The sequence below is a fragment of the Lampropedia puyangensis genome (genome assembly GCF_004833285.1).
Lineage (GTDB): Bacteria > Pseudomonadota > Gammaproteobacteria > Burkholderiales > Burkholderiaceae_C > Lampropedia > Lampropedia puyangensis.
This window is the reverse complement of record NZ_STFG01000013.1, coordinates 24,100-47,490: the sequence shown is the minus strand read 5'-3', so window position 1 is coordinate 47,490 and position 23,391 is coordinate 24,100. Positions and strand designations below refer to the sequence as shown.

16 protein-coding genes and 1 pseudogene are annotated in these 23,391 nt (G+C 55.1%); 12 read left to right on the top strand and 5 right to left on the bottom strand.

All coding sequences use genetic code 11. The features are described 5' to 3' along the window. Window positions 1-49 precede the first annotated feature (49 nt). Entirely contained in the window at window positions 50-691 is a 642-nt protein-coding gene (locus E9531_RS11845; protein WP_136573975.1) for an NYN domain-containing protein, read from the bottom strand. A gap of 370 nt (window positions 692-1,061) precedes the next feature. Between E9531_RS11845 and uvrA the strand changes: the two genes are divergently transcribed. The 4 genes from uvrA (at window position 1,062) to E9531_RS11825 (ending at window position 9,495) form a co-directional block, all read left to right on the top strand. After that, the gene (gene uvrA / locus E9531_RS11840) at window positions 1,062-7,160 is read left to right on the top strand and encodes an excinuclease ABC subunit UvrA (RefSeq protein WP_136573974.1); all 6,099 of its coding nucleotides are present in this window, start codon (window positions 1,062-1,064) and stop codon (window positions 7,158-7,160) included. A 192-nt stretch (window positions 7,161-7,352) separates the two neighbouring features. Further along, the gene (locus E9531_RS11835; protein WP_136573973.1) at window positions 7,353-8,504 is read left to right on the top strand and encodes a P-loop ATPase, Sll1717 family; all 1,152 of its coding nucleotides are present in this window, start codon (window positions 7,353-7,355) and stop codon (window positions 8,502-8,504) included. A 476-nt stretch (window positions 8,505-8,980) separates the two neighbouring features. Next, window positions 8,981-9,235: a type II toxin-antitoxin system Phd/YefM family antitoxin gene (locus tag E9531_RS11830; RefSeq protein WP_136573972.1), complete on the top strand. Its 255-nt coding sequence runs from the start codon at window positions 8,981-8,983 to the stop codon at window positions 9,233-9,235. Continuing rightward, on the top strand, window positions 9,232-9,495 hold the full coding sequence (locus E9531_RS11825; protein WP_136573971.1) for a Txe/YoeB family addiction module toxin: 264 nt from the start codon (window positions 9,232-9,234) through the stop codon (window positions 9,493-9,495). The genes E9531_RS11830 and E9531_RS11825 overlap by 4 nt, the downstream gene beginning before the upstream one ends. A gap of 157 nt (window positions 9,496-9,652) precedes the next feature. Here E9531_RS11825 and E9531_RS11820 read toward each other — a convergent pair whose 3' ends face one another. From E9531_RS11820 to E9531_RS11815, 3 genes and pseudogenes are all read right to left on the bottom strand, one after another. Further along, window positions 9,653-10,501 carry a HipA domain-containing protein gene (locus tag E9531_RS11820; RefSeq protein WP_342210861.1) on the bottom strand — a complete coding sequence of 283 codons (849 nt, stop codon included), beginning with the start codon at window positions 10,499-10,501 and terminating at the stop codon, window positions 9,653-9,655. 132 nt (window positions 10,502-10,633) lie between these two features. After that, window positions 10,634-10,936: pseudogene (locus tag E9531_RS17945) on the bottom strand (HipA N-terminal domain-containing protein); the annotation flags it as partial. Continuing rightward, the gene (locus E9531_RS11815) at window positions 10,933-11,253 is read right to left on the bottom strand and encodes a helix-turn-helix domain-containing protein (RefSeq protein WP_136573969.1); all 321 of its coding nucleotides are present in this window, start codon (window positions 11,251-11,253) and stop codon (window positions 10,933-10,935) included. The pseudogene E9531_RS17945 and the gene E9531_RS11815, both read right to left, overlap by 4 nt. 562 nt (window positions 11,254-11,815) lie before the next feature. Between E9531_RS11815 and E9531_RS11810 the strand changes: the two genes are divergently transcribed. Further along, a complete protein-coding gene (locus tag E9531_RS11810) occupies window positions 11,816-12,172 on the top strand; it encodes an FKBP-type peptidyl-prolyl cis-trans isomerase (RefSeq protein WP_136573968.1) in 357 nt (118 codons plus the stop codon). A 153-nt stretch (window positions 12,173-12,325) separates the two neighbouring features. Here the strand turns inward: E9531_RS11810 and E9531_RS11805 are convergent, their stop codons facing one another. After that, the gene (locus tag E9531_RS11805; RefSeq protein WP_136573967.1) at window positions 12,326-13,111 is read right to left on the bottom strand and encodes a transporter substrate-binding domain-containing protein; all 786 of its coding nucleotides are present in this window, start codon (window positions 13,109-13,111) and stop codon (window positions 12,326-12,328) included. A 367-nt stretch (window positions 13,112-13,478) separates the two neighbouring features. Between E9531_RS11805 and E9531_RS11800 the strand changes: the two genes are divergently transcribed. From E9531_RS11800 to E9531_RS11770, 7 genes are all read left to right on the top strand, one after another. Next, window positions 13,479-15,113 (top strand): ABC transporter substrate-binding protein, encoded by a 1,635-nt coding sequence (locus E9531_RS11800; protein WP_211343429.1) that lies wholly within the window; start codon window positions 13,479-13,481, stop codon window positions 15,111-15,113. Between the two features lie 28 nt (window positions 15,114-15,141). After that, entirely contained in the window at window positions 15,142-16,779 is a 1,638-nt protein-coding gene (locus E9531_RS11795) for an ABC transporter substrate-binding protein (RefSeq protein ID WP_136573965.1), read from the top strand. Between the two features lie 81 nt (window positions 16,780-16,860). Continuing rightward, window positions 16,861-17,886, top strand: coding sequence for an ABC transporter permease (locus E9531_RS11790; RefSeq protein WP_136573964.1), 1,026 nt, complete (start codon window positions 16,861-16,863; stop codon window positions 17,884-17,886). A gap of 1 nt (window position 17,887) precedes the next feature. Beyond that, window positions 17,888-18,781: an ABC transporter permease gene (locus E9531_RS11785; protein WP_136573963.1), complete on the top strand. Its 894-nt coding sequence runs from the start codon at window positions 17,888-17,890 to the stop codon at window positions 18,779-18,781. After that, window positions 18,778-20,484, top strand: a complete 1,707-nt coding sequence (locus E9531_RS11780) for a dipeptide ABC transporter ATP-binding protein (RefSeq protein WP_136573962.1) — start codon at window positions 18,778-18,780, stop codon at window positions 20,482-20,484. The genes E9531_RS11785 and E9531_RS11780 overlap by 4 nt, the downstream gene beginning before the upstream one ends. A 45-nt stretch (window positions 20,485-20,529) precedes the next feature. Next, complete coding sequence (locus E9531_RS11775; RefSeq protein ID WP_136573961.1) at window positions 20,530-21,831, top strand: acyl-CoA dehydrogenase family protein; 1,302 nt, start codon at window positions 20,530-20,532, stop codon at window positions 21,829-21,831. A gap of 61 nt (window positions 21,832-21,892) precedes the next feature. Further along, complete coding sequence (locus tag E9531_RS11770) at window positions 21,893-23,287, top strand: LLM class flavin-dependent oxidoreductase (RefSeq protein ID WP_136573960.1); 1,395 nt, start codon at window positions 21,893-21,895, stop codon at window positions 23,285-23,287. The last annotated feature ends 104 nt before the right edge of the window (window positions 23,288-23,391 follow it).

The following is a 23,391-nucleotide window of genomic DNA, read 5'->3' as shown; positions in this document are numbered from 1 at the left end:
AAAGGCTCCCATTGGGAGCCTTTTTCTATCGTCTGTGGTTTGCGCACTATCAATGAAACAGATCGCCCAGCAAATGCTCATACTCATCATCAACAGTGCCATCAATCAATTCAGACAGCGGCAAGGAGTATGTAGCCTCTTCCAGCAAGCGTTGTGAAGTTTTGGCGTAGTTGGGCAAATCAAATGCGGGTACCATCACGCGGGTTCCAATGCTTTGCAACTTGCGCACCAAAGGCGAAAAATCAGCCGCTCCGGTAAACAATACAACCACATCAAACTGGCGATTCACAGTCAGGTCATAGGTTTCCAGCGCTAGGCTGATATCTACGCCTTTTTCCTCAGGCGGATTGGCCGCTTCATTCATTGGCTGGTAATGCGCCACCACGCCAGCCCACATCAAGACCTGGTCCTGAAAGCGGTCCGTCTCCAGTTGCTTTAACGGATCACGCGTCGCTTGCACTGCCTTGAGCGAAAACCGTCCGCGAAAAAAATGCGCCTCACTAATCTGGCACAGTGTTGCAATGCCATCTTTTTCGATGGCGGCAATATGGTGGCGCAAATAGTTGTGCAGCGCACTGATGTTTAGATGGCTTTGGCGCTCGTGCGTAAAACGATAGAAATTGCTGATGCGCCAGAAAAAACTGCCGTCATAAATGACGGCGATTTTGAGTAAGCTTTGACCGTGGTTCATTGGAGTAGTCAGGTGCCCGAAGAAATATATAAATGATTCAACTCGGTGTAAAAGAATCAGGTTTACAAAGGATACTTGAGCGAAGTCAAGCGAACCGACAATTGTAGATAAAAAGCAAACTCACGTCATATCCATACAAAATCTGCGTATTCACATACGCAAAAAAAAACTTTGCCACCCCAAGAAAACAAGGGTTTACCACTAAGACATCTCAAACCTCATTTGCCATATCTGCATCCCAGGCAAGGCACTTGGTTTCTGTGAAATGCCCCAAAATAAAGACCATACCTTCATGCATGCCTCTCTAAATTTGGCATTCAGCCCTTTGTTTCGCTGATGCAATGCAGCATGAACCTCGCCTGCACTCTCTATGAATACCCCAGAAAACACCTCTGAAATCCGGGCCATCGAAACAGATGAAACCGCAAAACCAGACAGCACCATCCGCATTCGCGGTGCGCGCCAGCACAATCTGAAGAATCTGGATATCGACATCCAAACCGGCGAGCTAACGGTGTTCACCGGCCCTAGCGGTAGCGGCAAGTCTTCTTTGGTGTTTGACACGCTTTATGCCGAAGGCCAGCGCCGCTATGTGGAGACCTTCTCTGCCTATGCACGCCAGTTTCTGGACCGCATGGACAAACCGGCCGTTGACAAGATCGAAGGCGTGCCGCCCGCGATTGCGATTGATCAGACCAATCCGGTGCGCAACAGCCGCTCCACCGTGGGCACGATGACGGAGCTCAACGACCATTTGAAGCTCTTGTTCGCCCGCACCGCGCACTTGTACGACCGCGTGACAGCCGAGCCCGTGCAGCACGACACGCCCGAGAGCGTGTACCGTCGTTTGACGGCGCAATACGGCGAAGGCAAACCCGGCGGCGACGCGCGCCTGATCATCACTTTTGCCGTGGAGTTGCCGGCCAATACCACGGAAGAGCAAATGCAGCAGTGGTTATCCGCCAGCGGCTTTACCAAAGTGCAGGCCGAGCGCATGGTGGATGTAGTGGTCGATGCGGCCAGCGTAGATCCGAAAAAATCCAGCAAAACCAAAGCGCCTAAAACCAAAAAACCGGCAGCGCCCGAGCAGCGCAAAGTGCTGGACGTCGTGGCCGATCGCTTCCGCGCCAGCCGCGTGGAGCAAGGCCGCTTTGTCGAAGCGTTGGAAGTCGCTTTCAAACGCGGCAATGGCCGCTTGGCGGTGTACGTGCAGCCGGATGACTCCGAGGACGTAACCCGACTTCGACAGGCTCAGCCTGAACGGAGTGTGAGTCCTGCAGAAGGAAGCGAACTGACCCTCTCCTTCTCCCAAGGCCTGCACAGCCCTGCCAGCAACATTCGCTACCAAGAGCCGACGCCGTCGATGTTCTCCTTCAACTCGCCCGCAGGTGCGTGTGAAGCCTGCCGCGGGTTTGGCCGCGTCATTGGGGTGGATTGGGGCCTCGTCATCCCCGATGAAAAACTCACGCTGCGCAAAGGCGCCATCAAAGCCATTCAAACACCGGCTTGGAAGGAAATCCAAGACGACCTGATGCGCCACGCCGGTGAAGAAGGCATTCCGCGCGATACCGCCTGGAACCAGCTCACGCAGGAGCAAAAAGACTGGGTCATCCACGGCAGCCCCAAGTGGAATGGCAAGTGGAACCAGACGTGGTACGGCATCGCCCGCTTTTTTGAGTATTTAGAGAGCAAAGCTTACAAGATGCACATCCGCGTGCTGCTCTCCAAATATCGCAGCTACACCACCTGCCCCACCTGCGCCGGTGCGCGCTTGAAAACCGAAAGCCTGCTCTGGCGCATTGGCACCCGAGCCGCAGCCGATGCGGCCATGCCATCAGCCAAACGCTTCAAACCTACCGGCGTGCAATGGAGCGATGCGCAACTGGCCGCCCTGCCCGGCCTGTGTCTGCACGACTTGATGCAATTGCCGCTGCGTGACCTCTATGCTTTCACGCAATCGCTGCAGCCCGAAGCCGACGAACACGATGCCGAGGCGCAAGCCACGCGCATGTTGCTGGAAGAGATCAACACCCGCCTGAAATTCCTAAACGAAGTGGGCATTGGCTACCTCACGCTGGATCGGCAAAGCCGCACCTTGTCGGGCGGCGAAGTGCAGCGCATCAACCTCACGACTGCGCTGGGCACCTCGCTGGTCAATACTTTGTTTGTGCTGGACGAGCCCAGCATTGGCCTGCACCCGCGCGACATGCAGCGCATCAACCAAGCCATGCTGCGCCTGCGCGATGCGGGTAACACGCTGGTGGTGGTGGAGCACGACCCTGCCGTGATGCTGGCGGCTGATCGCATCATCGACATGGGCCCCAAACCCGGTAGCGGCGGCGGCCAGATCGTGTTTGACGGCACGCCCGAGGCGCTGCGCAGCGCCCACACGCTGACCGGCGATTACCTGGGTGCGCGCCTGCGCATCGAAAACCCCGCCCAACGCCCGGTGCTGGCCAACACACCGCGCCTGCTGTTGCAAGGCGCGCGCGCCAACAATCTTCAGAACGTGGATGTGGAGTTCCCGCTGGAACGCATGGTCTGCGTGACCGGTGTCTCCGGCTCCGGCAAATCCACGTTGATTCAAGACGTGCTCGCCCCGGCACTGATGCGCGCCTTTGGCAAAGCCACCGATGCACCCGGAGCGCATGACGCCTTGCTGGGCACGGATTTTCTGGCCGATGCGGTGTTCGTGGACCAATCGCCCATTGGCAAAACTGCCCGCTCCAACCCCGCCAGTTACGTGGGCGCGTGGGATGCCATTCGCACCCTGTTTGCGCAAACACCGATGGCCAACCAGCGCGGCTACACCGCGTCAAAGTTCAGCTTCAACAGCGGCGATGGGCGCTGTCCGGTTTGCGGCGGCAGTGGTTTTGAACATGTGGAGATGCAGTTCCTCTCCGACGTCTACCTGCGCTGCCCCGAATGCGATGGCAGCCGGTATCGGCCCGAGATTTTGGAGGTCAAAATTGAACGGCCAGCAGCGACAGCCTCCTTTGTTGGAGAAACCTCGCACCCCACCGTTCGCCCTGAGCTTGTCGAAGTGCATGAGCATGACGCCGATGCATCTGTGAACCGGCTTCGACAGGCTCAGCCTGAACGGAGCAAGACAAGTTCGCTTGCAAAAAATCACGCTTACAGTGTCGCTGACATCCTCGAACTCACTGTCGAACAAGCCCTACAAGTCTTCGCCCAAGACCGCGATGTGGTGCGCGCCCTGCAACCCATTGCCGATGTTGGGCTGGAATACCTGCGCTTAGGGCAACCGGTGCCCACGCTTTCCGGTGGTGAGGCACAGCGCCTCAAGCTCGCCGGTTTCTTGGCTGAAGCCGCGCAATCGGCCAGCAAAAGCCGCCAGACTTTGGCGCGCAAAGGTACGCTGTTCCTGTTTGATGAGCCAACCACCGGCCTGCACTTTGACGACATCGCCAAGCTCATGCGCGCGCTGCGCAAGCTGCTGGCGGCTGGGCATTCGCTCATCATCATTGAGCACAATCTGGACGTGATGCGCTCCTCCGATTGGCTGATCGACCTCGGCCCCGATGCAGGCGACCAAGGTGGTCACATCGTCGTGCAAGGCACACCGCAAGAAGTGGCGAAGCACCCCACCTCGTTCACCGCTGCGGCCTTGCGCGAGTACGAGGCCACCATGGGGCAGCCGATTGCGGCAGCCAAGCAAGAGCACGCCGTGCACGAAGCTGCTGTGGCCTATGCCGCTGCGGATCGCAAGGCGAATGCCAGCAGCCAAATCGAGGCGATTCAAATCGTCCACGCCCGCGAGCACAATCTCAAGAATCTCTCCGTCAACATCCCGCGCGGCAAGTTCAACGTCATCACCGGCGTGTCAGGCTCGGGCAAATCCACCTTGGCCTTTGACATTCTGTTCAGCGAAGGCCAGCGCCGCTATTTGGAATCCCTCAACGCCTATGCGCGCTCCATCGTGCAGCCCGCTTCGCGCCCCGATGTGGATGCCGTGCACGGCATTCCGCCCACGGTGGCAATTGAGCAGCGCCTTTCTCGCGGCGGTCGCAAGAGTACCGTGGGCACCGCCACCGAGATTTGGCACTACCTGCGCCTGCTCTACGTAAAGCTGGGCACCCAGCACTGCGTGAACGATGATGCCGCCGTGCAGCCCCAGTCACAAGACAGCATCGTCGCCCACATCCTGCGGCAATTCCGTGGGCAGCACATTGGCTTGCTGGCGCCGCTGGTGGTCAACCGCAAAGGCATTTACACCGATCTGGCCGATTGGGCACGCCTGCGCGGCCACACGCATTTGCGCGTGGACGGTGCCTTTGTGCCCACCGCGCCCTTCCCCAAACTCGATCGCTTCAAAGAGCACAGCATTGAGCTGCCCGTTTTCAGCTTGGACATCACGCCCGAGAACGAAGCCGAGCTGCGCACGCAAATCGCCAAAGCCTTGGAACATGGCAAGGGCGTGATGCAAGTCATCAGCCAGCTGGACGGTTTGAGCGCTGCGCTGGAAAACGGCAGCTCTACCCTCGGCATTGGCGAGGTGACGGCCTACTCCACTTTGCGCGCTTGCCCGGTGTGCTGCACCTCCTACCCCGAGCTGGACCCGCGTCTGTTCTCGTACAACAGCAAGCACGGCTGGTGCCCCGATTGCGTGGGCACCGGCGTGGCGCTGACGAAAGAACAGCGTAAAGCCTTGGACGACTCCGGCCCGCAAGACGACAACCGCGGCCGAGAGCGCAGCTTTGAAGAGCCGGACGCCGAAGACATGGGCGATGCCGCCTGCCCCACCTGCCACGGCACGCGCTTGAACGCCACCGCGCGCAAAGTGCGCTTCCACGGCCAAGCGATTACCGACATCGCGCAACTCTCCGTCAGCGACATTCGCCAATGGGTCGAAGCCCTCACCAGCAGCGGCCAGATGAACAGCCGCGAAGCCGATATTGCCCGCGACCTGCTGCCGGAAATCCGCTCGCGCCTCGCGTTTTTAGAGCAAGTCGGCCTCGGCTACCTCACCCTTGATCGCGGAGCGCCCACGCTGTCGGGCGGCGAAGCACAGCGCATTCGCCTCGCGGCGCAATTGGGCAGCAACCTGCAAGGCGTGTGTTACGTGCTGGACGAACCCACCATCGGCTTGCACGCGCGGGACAACCAAATTCTGCTGGGCGCGCTGCAAAGCCTGAGCGACAAGGGCAACACCTTGGTGGTGGTGGAACACGACGAAGACACCATTCGCCACGCCGATTATTTGATCGACGTCGGCCCCGGCGCAGGCGTGCGCGGTGGCACCATCGTCGCCGAAGGCAAGCCCGAGGAAGTCGCGCAAAACCCAGACTCCATCACCGGCAAATACCTGCGCGATGCCATGCGCCACCCCTTCAGCCCGCGCCGCGAAGTTCAACTTGGCATGCCTGCCCTCACCCTGCAAGGCGCAACTTTGCACAACCTGCAAAACGTCGGCAGTTGGGTGCCGCTGCAGCGTTTGGTGGCCATCACCGGCGTTTCGGGTTCCGGCAAATCCACCCTCGCCCGCGATGTGCTGCTGGCCAATGTGGCGCGCGTCGTCAGCCAGCAATCCACCAAAGCCGGCCGCGAAGCCTTGGAGCAAACGGGCCCCACCCCGCACCTGCAGCACCTCAAGGGCCTGCAAGGGTTTGAGGGCATTGACCGCGTGTTGGAGGTGGACCAAACCCCCATCGGCAAAACCCCGCGCAGCTGCCCAGCCACCTACATCGGCTTTTGGGATACCGTGCGCAAGCTCTTTGCCGACACGCTGGAAGCCAAAGCCCGTGGCTACAGCGCCAGCCGTTTCAGCTTCAACACCGGCGAAGGCCGCTGCCCCGCCTGCGAAGGCCAAGGCATGCGCACCATTGAAATGAGCTTCCTGCCCGATGTGAAAGTGCCTTGTGAAACCTGCCACGGCGCGCGCTTCAACCCCGAAACGCTCTCCGTCACCTGGCGCGGCAAAACCATTGGTGACGTGCTGCAAATGGAGGTGGACGATGCCGTCACCTTCTTCGCCAGCATGCCCACCATCGCGCACCCGCTGCAACTGCTCAAAGACGTGGGCTTGGGCTACCTCACCCTCGGCCAGCCAAGCCCCACGCTATCGGGTGGCGAAGCCCAGCGCATCAAGCTCGTGACCGAACTCACCAAAGTGCGCGACGACATCACCAAACGCGGCAACAAAATGTTGCATACTTTGTATGTGCTGGACGAACCCACCGTCGGCCTGCACATGGCCGATGTGGAAAAACTCATCCACGTGCTCCACCGACTGGTGAACGGCGGGCACAGCGTAATCGTCATTGAACACGATTTGGATGTGATTGCCGAAGCCGACTGGATCATTGACCTCGGCCCCGATGGCGGGAAAAACGGCGGTCAGATTGTGGCTGCTGGGACGCCGGAGGATGTGGTGAAGGAAGGGACGTTTACGGGCGTGGCGATTGCGCCGTTGCTGAATTTACATAAAAACGAAAACTTGCTTCAATAGCTTGTATTTTCTCTAGCATCAGTAATTTTACTTATTTTAATTGATGCAGCGATATCAACGGAATATTTAAGTAAAATCTCATACCTAATAAATTTTTAAAAAGAAAATTTATTAGGCATCTTTTGTTTAGCAATTATTTTTGATATAAAATTAAATTTTAATATCAAAAACTCAAAAACCAATTGGATATCTATGATCTTTGACTTTGATGAAATGTTTGGTAGAGATGCAGGCGAAACTGAAAAAATTGAGAACTTAAAAAGCTACTTTTTAAAGCAAAGAAGTTTCAGCAAATTCATCAACGAAAATAACAACTTTCTCATAGCCAGTGGTCGAAAAGGAATGGGAAAGTCGGCACTTCTAAAAATAACTGAACATACCGCCAAAGAAAATGAAAAAAATATTGTTATATCGATAAAAGGCAATGAGCTTCTTGGTCTCACTGAGATTAAAGACAAGTCGCACATATATCTTGAAAATCACTGGAAAAAAGTAATATGCAAAAAAATATGCATGCATATTGGTAGCACTATAAAACTTGCCATAAATGATGATGATATTTATTTAGTCGAGAATGCGGAAATTGAAAATTTCAAGGACAAAAACTTATTTTCATCAATAGCAAATAGACTTGGAGATTTAATTTCAAATTTAACTGGAATAAATCCTGAAGCCAAAAAATTAGAAATAAATAATTACTATCCACTTCTAAAAAGAAAGCAAGAAAAAAATTCATATACCATTTGGTTAATTGTTGATGATATAGATGCGAAATTCAAAAATACAGCTGAATTTCAAGATAGGGTTTCCGCATTTTTTACAGCAACATTCAATCTGGCAAATTCTGTTTCAGGTCTTATTATTAGAACCAGCATTCGCTCAGATGTATGGAGCAATCTTAGAAGTATGGAAGATCAAGACAAACTGAGAGAATTCTTGATTAATATTAAATACACTCAAAATGAACTTGATCAACTGGTTTCAAAAAGAATTTCCAGTTACATTGAGAGGAAAAAAGTTCTAATTTCTGGAAAAAAAATTATAGATAGAAATCCTCATGAAATTTCAAAAATCGTTTTTGAAGACCCGATGCGCTGGAATGGAGGCACCGACAAATGCTTGCTTGTATTAAGGACTCTTGCTGGTCATAGACCAAGATGGATAGGTCAACTTTGCAAAATAGCTGGTGAAAAATCAGAAGGCAGAATCATAAGATTTGAAAATATAATTCATGCAATGGATGTTTTTGGTCGTGATAAGATATCCGACATAACAAAAGAGCACATTCATCAATTTAGTGAAATAGAAAAACTTATAAATAGCTTCCGATCAAAAAAAAAATGATTACAATAAATTTTCAATTGAAAAACACATAGAGCAAAATTTCACAAGCAAATTCAAATCAATTCCAGATGTAAATGGATATCCATTTACAAGCAACGCTCAATTAGCTGCATTTCTTTTTGAGATTGATTTTATATTTGCCACTCCAATGAATAAAAATTTAAACATGACATATGAAGATAATCCAACACTCTACGACTCTAATGACAATTGCGAAAATAAAATAAAATGGGTTATTAATTCAAGCTTTAGAAATTATTTAAATACAAATAAATGATTTTCAAAAATCAAATACAAACATAACGGCTTTATTGCATAAATACCTGTAGCTAAGCGGTAATATTGCAGCTAGCATGAGGTGGGCCACTGTCTACCCACCTTACACCCGCCCTGTGTGATCTCTCCATCACTGGATGGTGCGTATTGCTTTGCATCATCCAAACTTGTACAACTTACGGCACATGTCAGGAGGTGTTATGCAAGTCATCAGTTTCAGTCAAGCGCGTAGCCAGTTGAAAAGAGTGATCGACCGTGTGGTGGCGGATAGCGATACCACGCTGATCCTCCGCCGCGATGGGGAGAATGCGGTGGTGATGTCGGAGTCGACCTATAACAGCATGGTCGAGACGCTGCATTTGCTCTCCACCTCTGCCAACGCTGCGCGCCTGATGCGCGCTGTCGAACAAGACCAACAAGGCCAAGCAGTTCAGCGCGCACTGCTTGACGAATGAGCCGTTCGATTCAATTCCTGCCCGACGCTTGGGACGACTATCTGTATTGGCAAGGTCAAGATAAGAAAACGCTCAAACGCATCAACCTGTTGATCACCGAAGCCAGCCGAGACCCCTTCACCGGCACGGGCAAGCCAGAGCCTCTGGTAGGCAATCTTTCGGGTTACTGGTCACGGCGCATCGACCAAACCCACCGCTTGGTCTACCGTGCAACGGATGATGCCTTGGTCATCCTGCAATGTCGGCTGCACTATGGATAGCAGATAGCGCGGGTAGGATGGATAACTTGTTACCCATGCGGATGGCGTAGTGCGAAACATCTAAGGGGCATCGGACACCAAGTCAACCTCGTATCACGGGCTTTGCGCAACGCACTCTTTTTTCACTTCCGCTGGCGTGGGTAACGAGTTACCCACCTTACGTGATTTGCTGCAGCATTTCTTGCAACACCATGTGTTCCATGACGTTGAGCACGCGGTGTTCTGCCGCTTGGGTGGAAGGCAAATTCAATGTTTGGTGGCGCTCGACCCAAGCTTGTTTTTCTTTCGTAAAAGCCACTGGCAAAGCATTGGCCAGTTGTTGCACCATGCGTTTGGCGGTGACGGGCTTGATGCCCAGCACCTCGCCTGCGGCCAGTAAGTTCGCCATGCGCACGTCGGCAAACGTGCTGGCGCCTGGCAGTGCAATGGTCAATAAGGATTGGGGCCAGTGGGCGGCGTACTCGCTCAAGGCTTTGGTTTCGTAAGCGGCAGTGCAAAGCAAGTCGTAATGCGGGCTCAGGTGAAAGCCTTGTGGAGACACCATGAACGACAGGTTTTTCAAATGGGCGTCGTTATTGCCCATCAAGGTGTTGAACACCAACCACAAGAAAAGCCGCTGACGTGCAATAGCCGGTGCAGCGCAGGCGGATGCGATTTTGACCAAGGTGCTGAGCGAGGCTTCGGTGTATTTGTACGAGCGGCTTTGCCCCAGCAACTGACTGGCATCGATGGTGTGCAGGCGCGATTGGGAGCCGTTGCGGTCAAACCGTTCGATCAGGTAAACCGGCTCTGGCACATAACGCACATACACGTTGGGCACCTGCAAGCCAACCGTTTGGGCGATGCGCATCGTCACGTATCCGTTGATGACGGAGCAGGCGTAGTGCTGCTGGTTGTCATGTTCGGGCTTGAGAATCGCGGTGGAAGCGGTGGCGCCTTCGGGCTCAAACAACTGCTCTCCTTCCTGAATCACCAGCAGTTTGTGCTGCGCCCCTGCGAGGGACATGCGCTTGGGCGATTCGGCAGTCAAGGAGATGCGCGGCAGGTTGCGGATGCGGGCACTGAGTGCGTCATCCGTCAGAAGCCGCTTGGAATGGGCGTGTGGCAATGGTGCATCGGGTGGCAGCAAACTGAGTGCCCCGGCCGATTCCGAGCCCAGATAAGCCAGCAGCGCAAAGGCATCGGCCTCTGGAATGCGCGCTTCCTTGGCCATCAAGCTGCGCAGTTGCTCTTCGGGCAGTAAGTTATCGAAGAACCACTGCACATGCCGATGGGTGCTGCCGTCTTCCACGCGCTGTTGCTGTCAGGTGATGAACGGCGATAAGTCGAACGTGCCCGATTCGATCCATGACGCAGCGTACTCAAAACACCAAATGTCCGAGCGCTCGTGCAACTGACCGATGAGTACATCATTCGTGTAGACATTCAAACTTCGGCTCATGGTTGGGCCTTTGCCGTTTCAGTGGTATCTGTCTGCTTTATGGCGTTCTCTGCCTTTGTTGCCTGCGCTGCTTGGATGTCGGCTAATTTCTCCAGCACTGGCTCTGGCACCTCGACTTCCAGTCGAATACCCAACTCGGCCAAGACCAACAGCACCTTTTCGAGTTGCAGGGTCGGTTTGCCTTTTTCCAGATCAGTCGCAAATTGACGACTGACACCCACCAAACCAGCCAAGTCGTCTTGACGGATGTTGGACTGCTTGCGAACCGCTTTGACGAGTTGGCCAATGTCTTTGGCTGAGCTTAAGTGGTATTTCATAATTCCTTTGATCGTAGGATTTATTAATATCCAAAGAGGCTTGGAATCAATATTCCTATGATCGCAGGTATTTTTTAAAAATCCAAGCAAAATATTTAAATTATCCTATGATCGCAGGATTTTAAAGATTATGGGGTGTATCTGAATAGGTGCCTTGCAGTGCATTGATTGATGCCAAATTTGTGTCAAACAACTGAGGCAATGCATGGCAGTACCAAGCAATAGAAGGTAGGTTTTACGGAGGTCACCACTTCAGCGCCATCGTTTCGGCATGGCCCAAGCTTGGCAAACGGCGCAAAGCATGAACAGCGGCCAGCAGCGATGCGCGGCAAAAACCGCAGTCGGGCTATCTGCACGGCGCAGTATTTTTAAAAAAGCAGCGCGCCTTTTGGACTCCCCCCGAAAGGCAAGGCCCTCAAAAGCGCATGGCAGCGTTTCCTATTTTTTTGAGTCTTGCTCGACTGCGTGAAGATCCTCAACACGCTCTTCACGGCACGAAGACCGCACTGACCACACCACCCTATTACACTTTCGCCTTTATCAACCCATTCAAGGAATTGTTATGCCTTTCATCACCACCGCATCCGGCCTGCAATACGAAGACACCGAAGTGGGCACTGGCGCTGAAGCCAAGCCTGGCCAGCACGTGCATGTGCACTACACCGGCTGGTTATTTGCAGACGGTCAACAAGGCGCGAAGTTTGACTCCAGCCATGACCGTGGCCAACCTATTGCCTTTTCGTTAGGCGTTGGCCAAGTGATCAAAGGTTGGGACGAAGGCATTGCAGGAATCAAAATCGGTGGCAAGCGCACTTTGCTGATTCCTGCGGAATTGGGCTATGGCGCGCGGGGTGCTGGCGGCGTAATTCCTCCCAATGCCACCTTGAAATTCGACGTCGAACTGGTGGACGCGCAGTGACCGTAGGCTGCAACCAAGGCGCGCAACACAAACGCGCCACCAACGGATTGTGGCAACATGCGCCGCTTTGTCGGCGCATTGGCACGGCTGCCGCATTCATGGCTTCGTGGCCGTCTAAACGGTCAGGTCTAAACGGTCAGCCACCCGCCCTTGTTACTGCAACCATTGCAGGGCTTCTTTTTTGAGTTCGCCGCGCAAACTCAATACATCCCAGGTGAACTCCATCACACGCACGTAATCCGCGTCATCCACTGGCAGCATAAAACCCAACTGGTTCACCGGCGTCAAGGTTTTGTCCAAGTAAGCGGCATGCAAGCGTGGATCTGCCTTGCTGTAGTGCAACGCCTCGTAGGTTTCAGTGATCATCACATCCCCTTTTCCTTCTGCAATCAAGCCGGGGATTTCTGCGTTTTTCTCATGCGTGCTGATTTGTGCATTAGTCATGTGCTGCAACACGTAAGCCTCATTGGTACCACCAGGATTTTTGATGACGCGCACTGAAGCGCGATTGAGGTCCTCAGGCTTGGTGAACTGGTCTTTGTCTGCCGCACGCACCAACGCCACTTTGCCAAAAGGCGCATACCCCGGCAGCATTTGCACCTTGCTGATACGCGCCACATTGCGGGTAATACCGCCAACAGCCACATCAAATTGGTTGCTTTGCAAGTCCTCCATCAGCTTGGGCCACGATGTATCCACGTACACCACTTTCACGCCCAGCTCCTTGGCCATGGCTTCAACCACATCAATATCGTGCCCTACGTACTGGCCATCAACTTTCATGGCGAAGGGGCGGTAATCGCCCGGGGTACCCACGCGCAGTACTTTGGCCTGCATGATGGCATCCAGCCGCTCGCCAGCGTGTGCAGCCAACGAACTCAGACTCACAGCTACTGCAACAGCGCACAAACGCCAAGAAGAAAAAGAGCGAATCGCCATAGGAACTCCTAATTTATTTTCAATAGTGGAGTTGGCATTGTCGCTGACCAAGACAGCTGTGGCGCACTCAAAGGTCACGACAGCTGACTACTAAGGCCTTGGGCACGGGGTAACCTTGCACGGGGCGCACAACCCACCCCCCACAAGCTTATGACGCAATGTCCTAAGACATCCTTGGCACAAGCTCATGCCACACAGGCACAACAAAGGGCAAACCCCTTCAATAAAAACAATAAGTTAAGCGTTTTCGCACAAAACCGAAGCGCCTTCATTTCTTCAAAGATGCGCAAGCCCTTTGCTTATACAGGCAAGTCATATCAGAGGCCCAAGAATCGCAAAACATTCACCCCATCAATGGAGTTACATGATGCTTTTGCGCAAAACCATTTTGTTCGCGGCCACGGCACTTGCGATCGTGCAGGCGCCTGCTGCACTGGCCAATTCCGCCCTGCAAAACCAATCTGACACACTGGTCTACCTGCATTCGATTGAGCCCAAGTCACTCTACCAATGGTGGACACAAGCAGAGTATCCGCGCAGACAAATTCTGGATAGCTTGGTCTATTTGGACGGCGAGCAAAAACTCCGCCCATGGCTGGCCAAGTCATGGAAACAAGAAGGCTCCGTTTGGACGTTCACGCTGCGCGATGATGTGGTCTTTACCGATGGCTCCAAGCTTGATGCGGACACGGTGGCCAAAAACTTCAACTTCTGGTTGAAGATATCGACCTCGGTGCCTGACTCTTTCTTCAAAGAAGCCAAAGTGATCGATGCGCACACCATTGCGTTTCACACCACAGTGGCACAACCTTGGCTGCCCGATTTACTCTCCAGCACAGCATTCGGCATCAACTCCAGCCCATCGCTTGACCGCGACTTGAAAGAAATTGGCGAGAACCCGATTGGCAGCGGCCCCTTCACATTGAAGGAATGGAAACGCGGCGAAGAAATCATTCTGGAGCGCAACGATGCCTACCAATGGGGCCCAGAAGGCACCCACGGAGGCCCAGCGTATTTGAAGACCGTACGCTGGAAGTTTGTACCGGATGCCAATGCCCGCTGGCTGGCATTGGAAAAAGGCGAGGCCGACCTCATCCAGGAGCCACCTTCCGTCAAGTGGCAAGAAGCGCAAGGCAAGTACCTGACATCGCAACGTCTGGCACCCGGGCGCAACCAAACACTGTCGCTCAACGTCGAAGCGGGCCCATTTGCCGACAAGCGCATTCGCCAGGCTTTCGCCTATGCCAGCAACCGACAGCAGATTGTGCAAAGCGTGTTCCGTGGCGCCATTCCGTTTGAAGGCAACGGTGCCTACTCGCAAACCACGCAAGACTACTTGGATCTGAATAGCGAATATGGCTATAACCCAGCCAAAGCTATTGAACTGCTGGAAGAAGCCGGCTACACCAAACTCAATGCCGAAGGCTACCGCGTCAACAGCGATGGCAAAGTGCTGGAGGTGGTGTTCCCGCTCTACCCCACCGTCGTCAATGCTGAAGGCGTGATTGCCGCGCAAGCGCTGCAGGCGGAAGTCAAAAAGGTGGGCATTAAGCTCAACGCTTTTGTACTGACACAGACAGAGTTGGCCGCCGGGCGCTACACCAAGGCCGATGAATACGACATCGTGCAAGGCTACTGGACATGGTATGCGCCTACCGTGCTGTCCATCAACTACCGGCCTGCGGGGGTCAATACCCAACCTTCGACCATTTATGGCCGCCAGCAACTGAACCAGTTTGCTGCGGTGGATGGGAACCCGAATCCGCACAACCGCGTGCGCTCCAACGATTGGAAACTGCAGGAATCCATCATCGCTGCGCACGAACAAACCGACCCGGCACAGCGCAAACAACAGTTGCAGGCCATTCAGCAGCACATCAGTGATGAAGCCCTGGCGCTGGGGTTTTATGCATCGGCCTACAACCTAGCCGGTCAGCCCTACGTCAACGGCTTGATTCACAGCATTTTTGGCCCGCAGTTCTACGAAATCAAAAAGAACTAAGCCGCAATTCTCTCGGAGCATCCACACCATGAAGTTTTCCCGTCGCACCGTATTCACAACGCTCGCCTTGACGGCGCTGCTAGGCCATACGCCCTTAATCGCACAAACACCGGCTCAAAAGCAAAACGATACGCTGATTTACCTGCACTCGATCGAGTCCAAGTCGCTCTTCCAGTGGTGGACGCAGGCCACCTACCCCAAGCGCAACGTGTTAGATAGCTTGGTCTATCTGGATGAGAACAACCAACTGCACCCATGGCTGGCCACAGAGTGGAAGCAAGACGGCACCGTCTGGACTTTCAAGCTGCGCGATGACGTGGTATTTACTGATGGCACCAAACTCGATGCGGCTACCGTAGCGAAGAACTTTGATTTCTGGATCAAGCTGTCCACCTCGGTGCCCGATTCCTTCTTCAAAGAAGCCAAGGCGGTGGACGCGCACACCGTGGAATTCCACACCACCGTGCCGCAGCCGTATCTGGCCGATATTCTCTCCAGCGCGTTGTTCGGCATCAACTCCAGCCCTTCGCTGGATCGTGACCTGAAAGACATTGGTGAAAAGCCGATCGGCAGCGGCCCGTTCACACTTAAAGAATGGAAACACGGTGAAGAAATCGTGTTCGAGCGCAACGACGCTTACCAATGGGGCCCGCAAGGCTCGCATGGCGGCCCAGCCTACTTAAAAACCGTGCGTTGGAAATTCGTACCGGACAGCAATGCACGCTGGCTTGCGCTGGAGAAAGGTGAAGCCGATCTGATTTACGAACCACCATCCGTGAAGTGGAAAGAAGCACAAAGCAAGTACCTGACTTCGCAACGCCTAGCTCCGGGGCGCAACCAGGCGCTGTCACTCAACGTGGAGGCAGGCCCGTTCACCGACAAGCGCATTCGCCAGGCCTTTGCCTACGCCAGCAACCGCCAACAGATTGTGGAAAGCGTGTTCCGTGGTGCCGTGCCGTATGAAGGCAACGGGGCTTACTCCAAAACCACGCAGGAATACCTGAACCTCGACAGCGCCTACCCGCATGATCCGGTCAAAGCCGTGAAGCTGCTGGAAGAAGCCGGCTACGACAAACTCAATGCAGAAGGCTACCGCGTCAACAGCGATGGCAAGGTGTTGGAGATTGTGCTGCCACTGTTCCCGACCGTGGTCAATGGCGAAGGCTTGATTGCAGCACAAGCGCTGCAGGCCGAAGTCAAGAAGGTGGGCATCAAGCTCAACACCTTCCTGCTGACGCAAACCGAACTGGCTGCAGGGCGCTACACCAAGGCCGACGAATACGACATCGTGCAGGGCTACTGGACGCTGTACGCACCCACGGTGCTTTCCATCAACTACCGGCCCGCTGGAGAGAACACCAACACGTCGACTATTTACGGTCGCCAGCAACTCAACCAATATGCCACCGATGGCGGCAGCCCCAATCCGCACAACCGTGTGCGCTCCAAGGACTGGAAGTTCCAAGAGGCCATCATCGCCGCGCATGAAGAAACTGACCCGGCTGCACGCACCAAGAAGTTTCAATCGCTGCAGCAGCACATCAGTGACGAGGCTCTGGCCCTGGGCTTTTACGGCTCGGCCTACAACCTGGTGGGCCACAAATACCTGAAAGGATTGGCCCACAACACCGACACACCGGTGTTCTACGAAGTCAAAAAAGACTAAGCCTTGCACGCAGCCGATGAAAGCTTTATTGCCGAATCGGCTGCATGCAGCGCCATGCTGATGCCCTTACAGGACAAGACCATGACCGCTCAAACCATTGCATCACCTGCCAGCGTTCCAGCGACACCCGCAGCCAAGGCAAGCGCCCGAAGCCTGCGCACCAAAACCATCTTGACGCGCTTGGCACAGGCCTTGGTCACGCTCTGGATTACCGTCACTTTGCTGTTCTTCGCACAAGTGGTGCTGCCGGGCGACCGCGCCACGATTTACCTCAATGTGTATGAAGGCCAAAGCGTGGAACGCACGCCCGAAGAACTGGCCCCGATCAATGCCGAGTTTGGTTTTGACCGCCCGCTGCTGGTGCAATACGCCGACTATCTTGGTGGCGTGGTACGCGGCGACTTGGGCATTGCCTTGCAATCGCGCCGCCCCGTGACCGAGATGATTGGGGAGCAAATAGGTGCTACGGCGCAGTTAACGGCGGTGGCAATTGTGTTTGCCTGGCTCATCACGTTGTTCTGGGTCGTTGCCACGGCCGGGCGCAGCAACCGGATTTCCCGTTTCGGCGCGGCCATCGAAGCCTTGCTCGCAGGCATGCCGCATTACTGGCTGGGCTTGCTGCTCTTATTGTTTTTCGCCGTACGGCTGGACTGGTTCCCGGTCGTTGGTGGTTCTGCATTGGCTGGGCTTTGGTTGCCGGCCATCACGCTGGCTTTGCCGCTGGCAGGCTTTCTGGGGCAAGCCATTCGTGCCGAATATGAACGTGCCTTGCAGCAGCCGCATGTGCTGTCGTCGCGCGCACGCGGCACGGCTGATTTGCGCGTGCGCGTGGTGCATGCGCTGCGCCCGGCTTTGATCCCCGGTATCACCTTGTCTGGCTGGGCGCTTGGTGCGCTGGTGTCTGGTGCGGTGATTGTTGAAAACGTGTTCTCACGCCCCGGCATTGGCGCATTGCTGGTCAGTGCCGTCGAGTTGAAAGAGTTCGAACTGATCTCCGGAATCATCCTGATCGTCAGCCTCGTGTATGTGGTGCTGACTTTTGTGACCGACTGGCTCTACACCGTGGTGGACCCACGCGTGCGCCTGAACTACGAAGGAGCGAATTGATATGGCTTCGACAGAATTGACGCTGGCATCGCCAACCGCCTTCCAGACTGCCACACGCGCTGCAAGCCAACGCCTTCTGCGCGAGGTCCGTCGCGCACCTTTTCTAGTGTGGATCAGCGCTGCGGTGCTGCTGTTCACCGCATGGGCGGCCATTGCACCGGGTACGCTGGTGCGTTACTCGCCGCTGGATACGGATTTGCTCAATACTTTGGCGCCTTTTTCGGCCCAGCACTGGTTTGGCACGGACGAGATTGGCCGTGACTTGTATTCACGCATTGTTTATGGCGCACGCGAGTCTTTCTTGATTGGCCTGTTAGCCATGCTGATTGCCATTGTGCTGGCCGTACCGCTGGGGTTTCTCGCCGCACTCACGCCGCCACTCACCCGCAGCGCGGTAGATCGATTCATTGAAATTCTGCTCAGCTTCCCGACTTTGCTGGTGGCGCTGATGTTCGTCACCATTCTGGGCCAAAGCCCGTTGAATGTGGCCATTGCCGTGGGCATTGGCTCAGCCCCAGGCTACGCCCGACTGGTGCGCGGCCAAACGCTATTAGTGCGCACCAGTGCGTATGTAGAGGCTGCCACAGCGCTGGGCCACTCACGCGCCCGCGTGCTGTTGCAACACATCATCCCCAATGCCATTCGGCCGTTGATTCCAGTAACTGGCCTCGGCATTGGCAAGTCGATTGTCTGGTCATCCAGCCTGTCATTTCTAGGTTTGGGCGTCAAACCACCCTCTTCTGAATGGGGCGCACTGCTGGCCGCCGGCAAAGCGCAACTACTGGAAGCGCCTTGGTTGATGATCGTGCCTGGCACCGCTGTGGTTCTGGTTGCATTGAGTTTTTCCACCCTTTTCAGCTACATCCAAGCCCGTTCGGAAGGAGCCAGAACATGAGTGAACCCACCCGCGAAATTTTGCTGGAAGCACAGAACCTGAACGTGGGCTTCCAGACGCCCGATGGCTACCGCCATATCGTCAGCAACTTCAGCCTGCAGCTCTACAAAGGCGAAACCGTAGCGATTGTGGGCGAATCCGGTTCCGGCAAAACCGTGGCCACACGCGCTTTGCTTGGGCTGGCTGGCGAAAACGCGATTGTCAAAGCTGATGTACTGCGCTACCGCCAGCAAGACCTGCGCCAAGCCAGTGCGCGCGACTGGCGGCAACTGCGCGGTTCACGCGTTGGCTATGTACTGCAGGATGCGCTGGTATCGCTCGATCCGTTGCAACCTGTGCGCCGCGAAATTACCGAAGCACTGAAAGCCCATCTGCCACTCAACAAAGTGCAGATTGAAAGCCGAATCATCGAGCTGCTGACAGAAGTGGGCGTGCCGCAACCGGAAGTGCGCAAAGACCAATACCCCGGCGAACTCTCCGGCGGACTGCGCCAGCGGGCACTGATTGCCACGGCACTGGCACTGCACCCGCCCATCATCATTGCCGATGAACCAACCACTGCGCTGGATGTGCTGGTGCAAGCACAAGTGCTACAAGTGCTGCAAGGCCTGATTGCACACGGCACCAGCCTGATTCTCATCAGCCATGATCTGTCTGTTGTGGCACGGCTGGCTGATCGGATTCTGGTCATGAAAGGTGGTGAAATTCTGGAGTCTGGCCCCACTTCGCAGGTGCTGGGCAACCCGCAACACCCATACACGCAGGCACTGATCAAAGCCATCCCCGGCCCTTCTACACGCGGCCAGCGCTTGAGCACGACTCCCGCGGTATTCAACGCCTCGAAACCCGCCAACACGGCCACGCAAGGCGATGCGAGCACCACCGTACTTGAAGCACAAAACCTGAGCAAAGCCTACAACGCGCCGGATGGGCAGACCATCCACGCGCTGCGCCAAGTCTCCTTGCAACTGCGCAAAGGTGAAGTGCTGGGCATTGTGGGGGCATCCGGCTCGGGCAAAAGCACCGTAGCGCGTGTGCTGCTGGGCCTGACCAGCCATGACGAAGGCGCCGTGCTCTACCGCGGTGCCGAATGGCTCAAGGCCGATCAGCAAGAGAAACGCCGGGTGCGCGGGCAAATTGCGATGGTCTACCAAGACCCCTACAGCTCGTTTGACCCGCGCTGGACGGTCAAACGCATCCTCACCGATGTATTGAATCTGCACGGCAATGGCAAAGCACGGCGTGAAGACGTGCTGCAACTGCTGCACACCGTGGGGCTTGACGAGCGCCACCTGAATGCCTACCCGCTGCACCTCTCTGGCGGTCAACGCCAGCGCGTGGCGATTGCGCGCGCATTGGCGGTGAACCCGGAAATTCTGATTCTGGATGAAGCCGTCTCCGCCCTTGATGTGAGCATTCAGGCACAGATTCTGGATTTGCTGGCCGACCTGAAAGCGCAGTACGACCTGAGCATCATCTTCATCTCGCACGATCTGGGCGTCATCCACCATCTGGCGGATCGCGTGCTGGTCATGAAGGATGGGCAGATTGTGGAAGAAGGCACGGCCGATGGCATTTTCAATCACCCGCAACATGCCTATACGCAGCTGCTGCTGGCGGCCTTGCCGCAATTGGGCGCAACACCACTGTCCGATCCCGCACAGCGAACGCCTGCACAAGACCACCTGAAATTCGCGGCATGAGCATGGCCATGCCCCACAGAGACACATCCAACACAACAACACACTATGACAAGCAACCTTCAAATTGAACTCGGCTGGGGTGAAGGCCCATCTGAACGGTATGAATCATTGGCCAACCGCTTTCGCGGACTGTTTTCCGACATCCGCGCCAGTGCAGTTGAGCGCGAAACACAGCGCATCTTGCCGCACGACCAGGTCAGGACGTTGGCCAAGGCTGGTTTTACCGCACTGCGTGTACCCATCGAGTTTGGCGGCAGTGGCGCAACTCTGCCAGAGCTCTTTAACCTGTTGATTGAACTGGGCGAAGCTGACTCCAACGTAGTGCAAGCCATTCGTGCCCACTTGGGCTTTGTCGAAGGCCTGCTCAACTCCAAACGAACCGCTTGGCGCGCCCATTGGTTTGCGCGCGTAGTGGCAGGCGATTTGGTGGGGCCAGGACGCAGCGAAACGGGTGAAGTCACCCAAGGCCAATATGCCACCCGCTTAGTACAACGCGCAGGGGCCTGGATTCTGAATGGCACCAAGTTTTACTCCACTGGCGCTCTGTATGCAGACTGGATTGACGTAGGCGCGCACGGTGAAGACGGCACCGCCTATGTCGTTTTGGTTCAACGCGATGCCGTTGGGGTCGAACCACAAGATGACTGGAATGGTTTTGGCCAACGCTTAACGTCCAGCGGCACAACACACTACCGCAATGTCGCAGTGAACCCCGAACACATTAGGCTGGATGAAGAACGGCCAGCCTACTACCAAGCTTTTTATCAACTGGTGCATTTGGCCACAGCCGTAGGCATTGGCCGGGCCATCAGCCGCGAAACAGCCCAGGCTGTGCGCGAGCGCACCCGCAGCTTCAGCAATGGCAATGCAGCACGCGTGCGCGACGATGCCCAAATTCTGGAAGTGGTGGGCAAGCTGCGCAGCAGCGCCTACAGCACAGGTGCCATTGTGTTGCACACGGCCAAATCGATTGAGCGCGTTTGGCAGGCCGCACAAGCTGGCGATGCTCCGGCACTGCAACAGGCACGAGCCATCGCCGACCTGGAAATTGCCCAATCCCAAGACTTGGTGTTTGAACTGATCATCGATGCTGCCGGGCGGTTGTTTGATGCACTGGGAGCGTCCTCCACGTTGACCCCTTTGGCACTGGACCGTTTCTGGCGCAACGTGCGCACGCTGGCCACCCATAACCCAAAAATTTATAAAAACCGCATTGCTGGCGACTTTGCCGTCAACGGCACTCCTGCACCAGACCAATGGAAGATTGGAGTCGTTAACAGCGCTGAAGCAGTATCAACACCTGATGCAACAACCCACGCAACAGAACCCGTAGGCGCAATAGTTTGAGCGTGTATTAACCCACCAAACGCCCCAAAGGCGCCCATCTCTCTCTTTCAACTGCACAACCATGTCCAATTCCAACAGCAAGCCTTGGATCCTCAATGGCTTTGCCATGAACGTCGTAGGCCACATCAGTGCTGGCTTATGGCGACACCCGCAAGACCAAGCCTTCCGCTATACCGAGCTCGATCACTGGATTGCCCTTGCTCAATTACTTGAAGAAGGCGGTTTTGATACGCTTTTTCTGGCCGATGCGGTCGGCCCGGTCGATGTGTACGAAGGCCGCCCTGATGCGGCTTTGCGCAACGGTGTGCAAACGCCCATTGATGACCCGATGCTGTTGGTCTCTGGCATGGCGGCAGCCACCGATCACTTGGGTTTTGGCATCACCGTCTCAACCACATACGAGCAACCTTTTTTATTGGCGCGCAAATTCACCACGCTGGACCATCTCACCAAAGGCCGTATCGCGTGGAACATCGTGACCTCGGCACTTGACTCAGCGGCGCGCAACCTCGGCTTGAAGCAAGCCATTGACCATGATGAACGCTACAACATCGCGCAAGAATTCTTAGAGGTCAGCTACAAGTTGTGGGAAGGTTCTTGGGAAGATGGCGCCGTGCGCAACGACCGCGAACGCGGTGTGTTTGTCGATGCCAGCAAAGTGCACCCCATCCACCACACTGGCAAATACTTTCAAGTGCGCGATGCCAATTTAAGCCAGCCCAGCGTGCAACGCACGCCTGTGTTGTTTCAGGCTGGCGCCTCATCGCGAGGACGCACGTTTGCCGCGAACAATGCAGAAGTTGTTTTTCTGGGAGGCGCCACAGCGGCAGACATCCGTAACAGCATTGAGAAGACACGCGAGGCAGCCATTGCAGCAGGACGCAGCGCTGACAGCATTCGCTTTATCACAGGCGCCACGGTCATCACGGCAGCAACCGATGCGCAAGCACAAGCCAAATACCAAGAATACCTCGCACTTGCAGATATCGAAGCGGCATTGGTGCTGTTTTCTGCTTGGACAGGCATTGACTGGTCGCAATACCCGCTGGATCATCCACTCGAATACATCGAAACCAATGCAATTCGATCTGCACTGGAAAATTTCACCCGCATAGATGCAGAAAAACGCTGGACACTCGGTGACATCGCCCGCTACATCGGCGTTGGAGGCCTGCACCCGACCTTTGTTGGTGGGCCAGCGACCGTTGCAGATGCCCTTGAACAATACGCCGAAGAATCGGGTGTAGATGGCTTTAACTTTGCCTACGCCATCAAGCCTGGCACCTTCGAGGACTTTGTGCAGTACCTCTCGCCAGAATTACGCAAGCGTGGTCGTATTCAACCCAGGCCTGCGCAGCCCCAAACGTTGCGTGAACGGCTGCAAGGGCAGCCACAGCTGCGCAAAGACCATCCCGGCAGGAAGTGGCGCACGTGGGAATCCTCTGAGCACCAATAAACACGTTCTAAAAGTAACGCGTCCGTAGTATTGGATTCAAGCTCAATCGAATCTAAAAACCATCAAGAAAAACAGGCGATTGCACCGCAAGCACAATAAAACGC

What these genes read in the sequence shown, in the direction of transcription:
- E9531_RS11830 (WP_136573972.1), top strand. Translation starts at nt 8,981, where the DNA reads ATGCAAGTCATCAGTTTCAGTCAAGCGCGTAGCCAGTTGAAAAGAGTG.
- E9531_RS11785 (WP_136573963.1), top strand. Translation starts at nt 17,888, where the DNA reads ATGGCTTCGACAGAATTGACGCTGGCATCGCCAACCGCCTTCCAGACT.
- E9531_RS11770 (WP_136573960.1), top strand. Translation starts at nt 21,893, where the DNA reads ATGTCCAATTCCAACAGCAAGCCTTGGATCCTCAATGGCTTTGCCATG.
- E9531_RS11800 (WP_211343429.1), top strand. Translation starts at nt 13,479, where the DNA reads ATGCTTTTGCGCAAAACCATTTTGTTCGCGGCCACGGCACTTGCGATC.
- E9531_RS11795 (WP_136573965.1), top strand. Translation starts at nt 15,142, where the DNA reads ATGAAGTTTTCCCGTCGCACCGTATTCACAACGCTCGCCTTGACGGCG.
- E9531_RS11845 (WP_136573975.1), bottom strand. Translation starts at nt 691, where the DNA reads ATGAACCACGGTCAAAGCTTACTCAAAATCGCCGTCATTTATGACGGC.
- E9531_RS11810 (WP_136573968.1), top strand. Translation starts at nt 11,816, where the DNA reads ATGCCTTTCATCACCACCGCATCCGGCCTGCAATACGAAGACACCGAA.
- E9531_RS11805 (WP_136573967.1), bottom strand. Translation starts at nt 13,111, where the DNA reads ATGGCGATTCGCTCTTTTTCTTCTTGGCGTTTGTGCGCTGTTGCAGTA.
- uvrA (WP_136573974.1), top strand. Translation starts at nt 1,062, where the DNA reads ATGAATACCCCAGAAAACACCTCTGAAATCCGGGCCATCGAAACAGAT.
- E9531_RS11815 (WP_136573969.1), bottom strand. Translation starts at nt 11,253, where the DNA reads ATGAAATACCACTTAAGCTCAGCCAAAGACATTGGCCAACTCGTCAAA.
- E9531_RS11790 (WP_136573964.1), top strand. Translation starts at nt 16,861, where the DNA reads ATGACCGCTCAAACCATTGCATCACCTGCCAGCGTTCCAGCGACACCC.
- E9531_RS11780 (WP_136573962.1), top strand. Translation starts at nt 18,778, where the DNA reads ATGAGTGAACCCACCCGCGAAATTTTGCTGGAAGCACAGAACCTGAAC.
- E9531_RS11825 (WP_136573971.1), top strand. Translation starts at nt 9,232, where the DNA reads ATGAGCCGTTCGATTCAATTCCTGCCCGACGCTTGGGACGACTATCTG.
- E9531_RS11835 (WP_136573973.1), top strand. Translation starts at nt 7,353, where the DNA reads ATGATCTTTGACTTTGATGAAATGTTTGGTAGAGATGCAGGCGAAACT.
- E9531_RS11820 (WP_342210861.1), bottom strand. Translation starts at nt 10,501, where the DNA reads ATGTCCCTCGCAGGGGCGCAGCACAAACTGCTGGTGATTCAGGAAGGA.
- E9531_RS11775 (WP_136573961.1), top strand. Translation starts at nt 20,530, where the DNA reads ATGACAAGCAACCTTCAAATTGAACTCGGCTGGGGTGAAGGCCCATCT.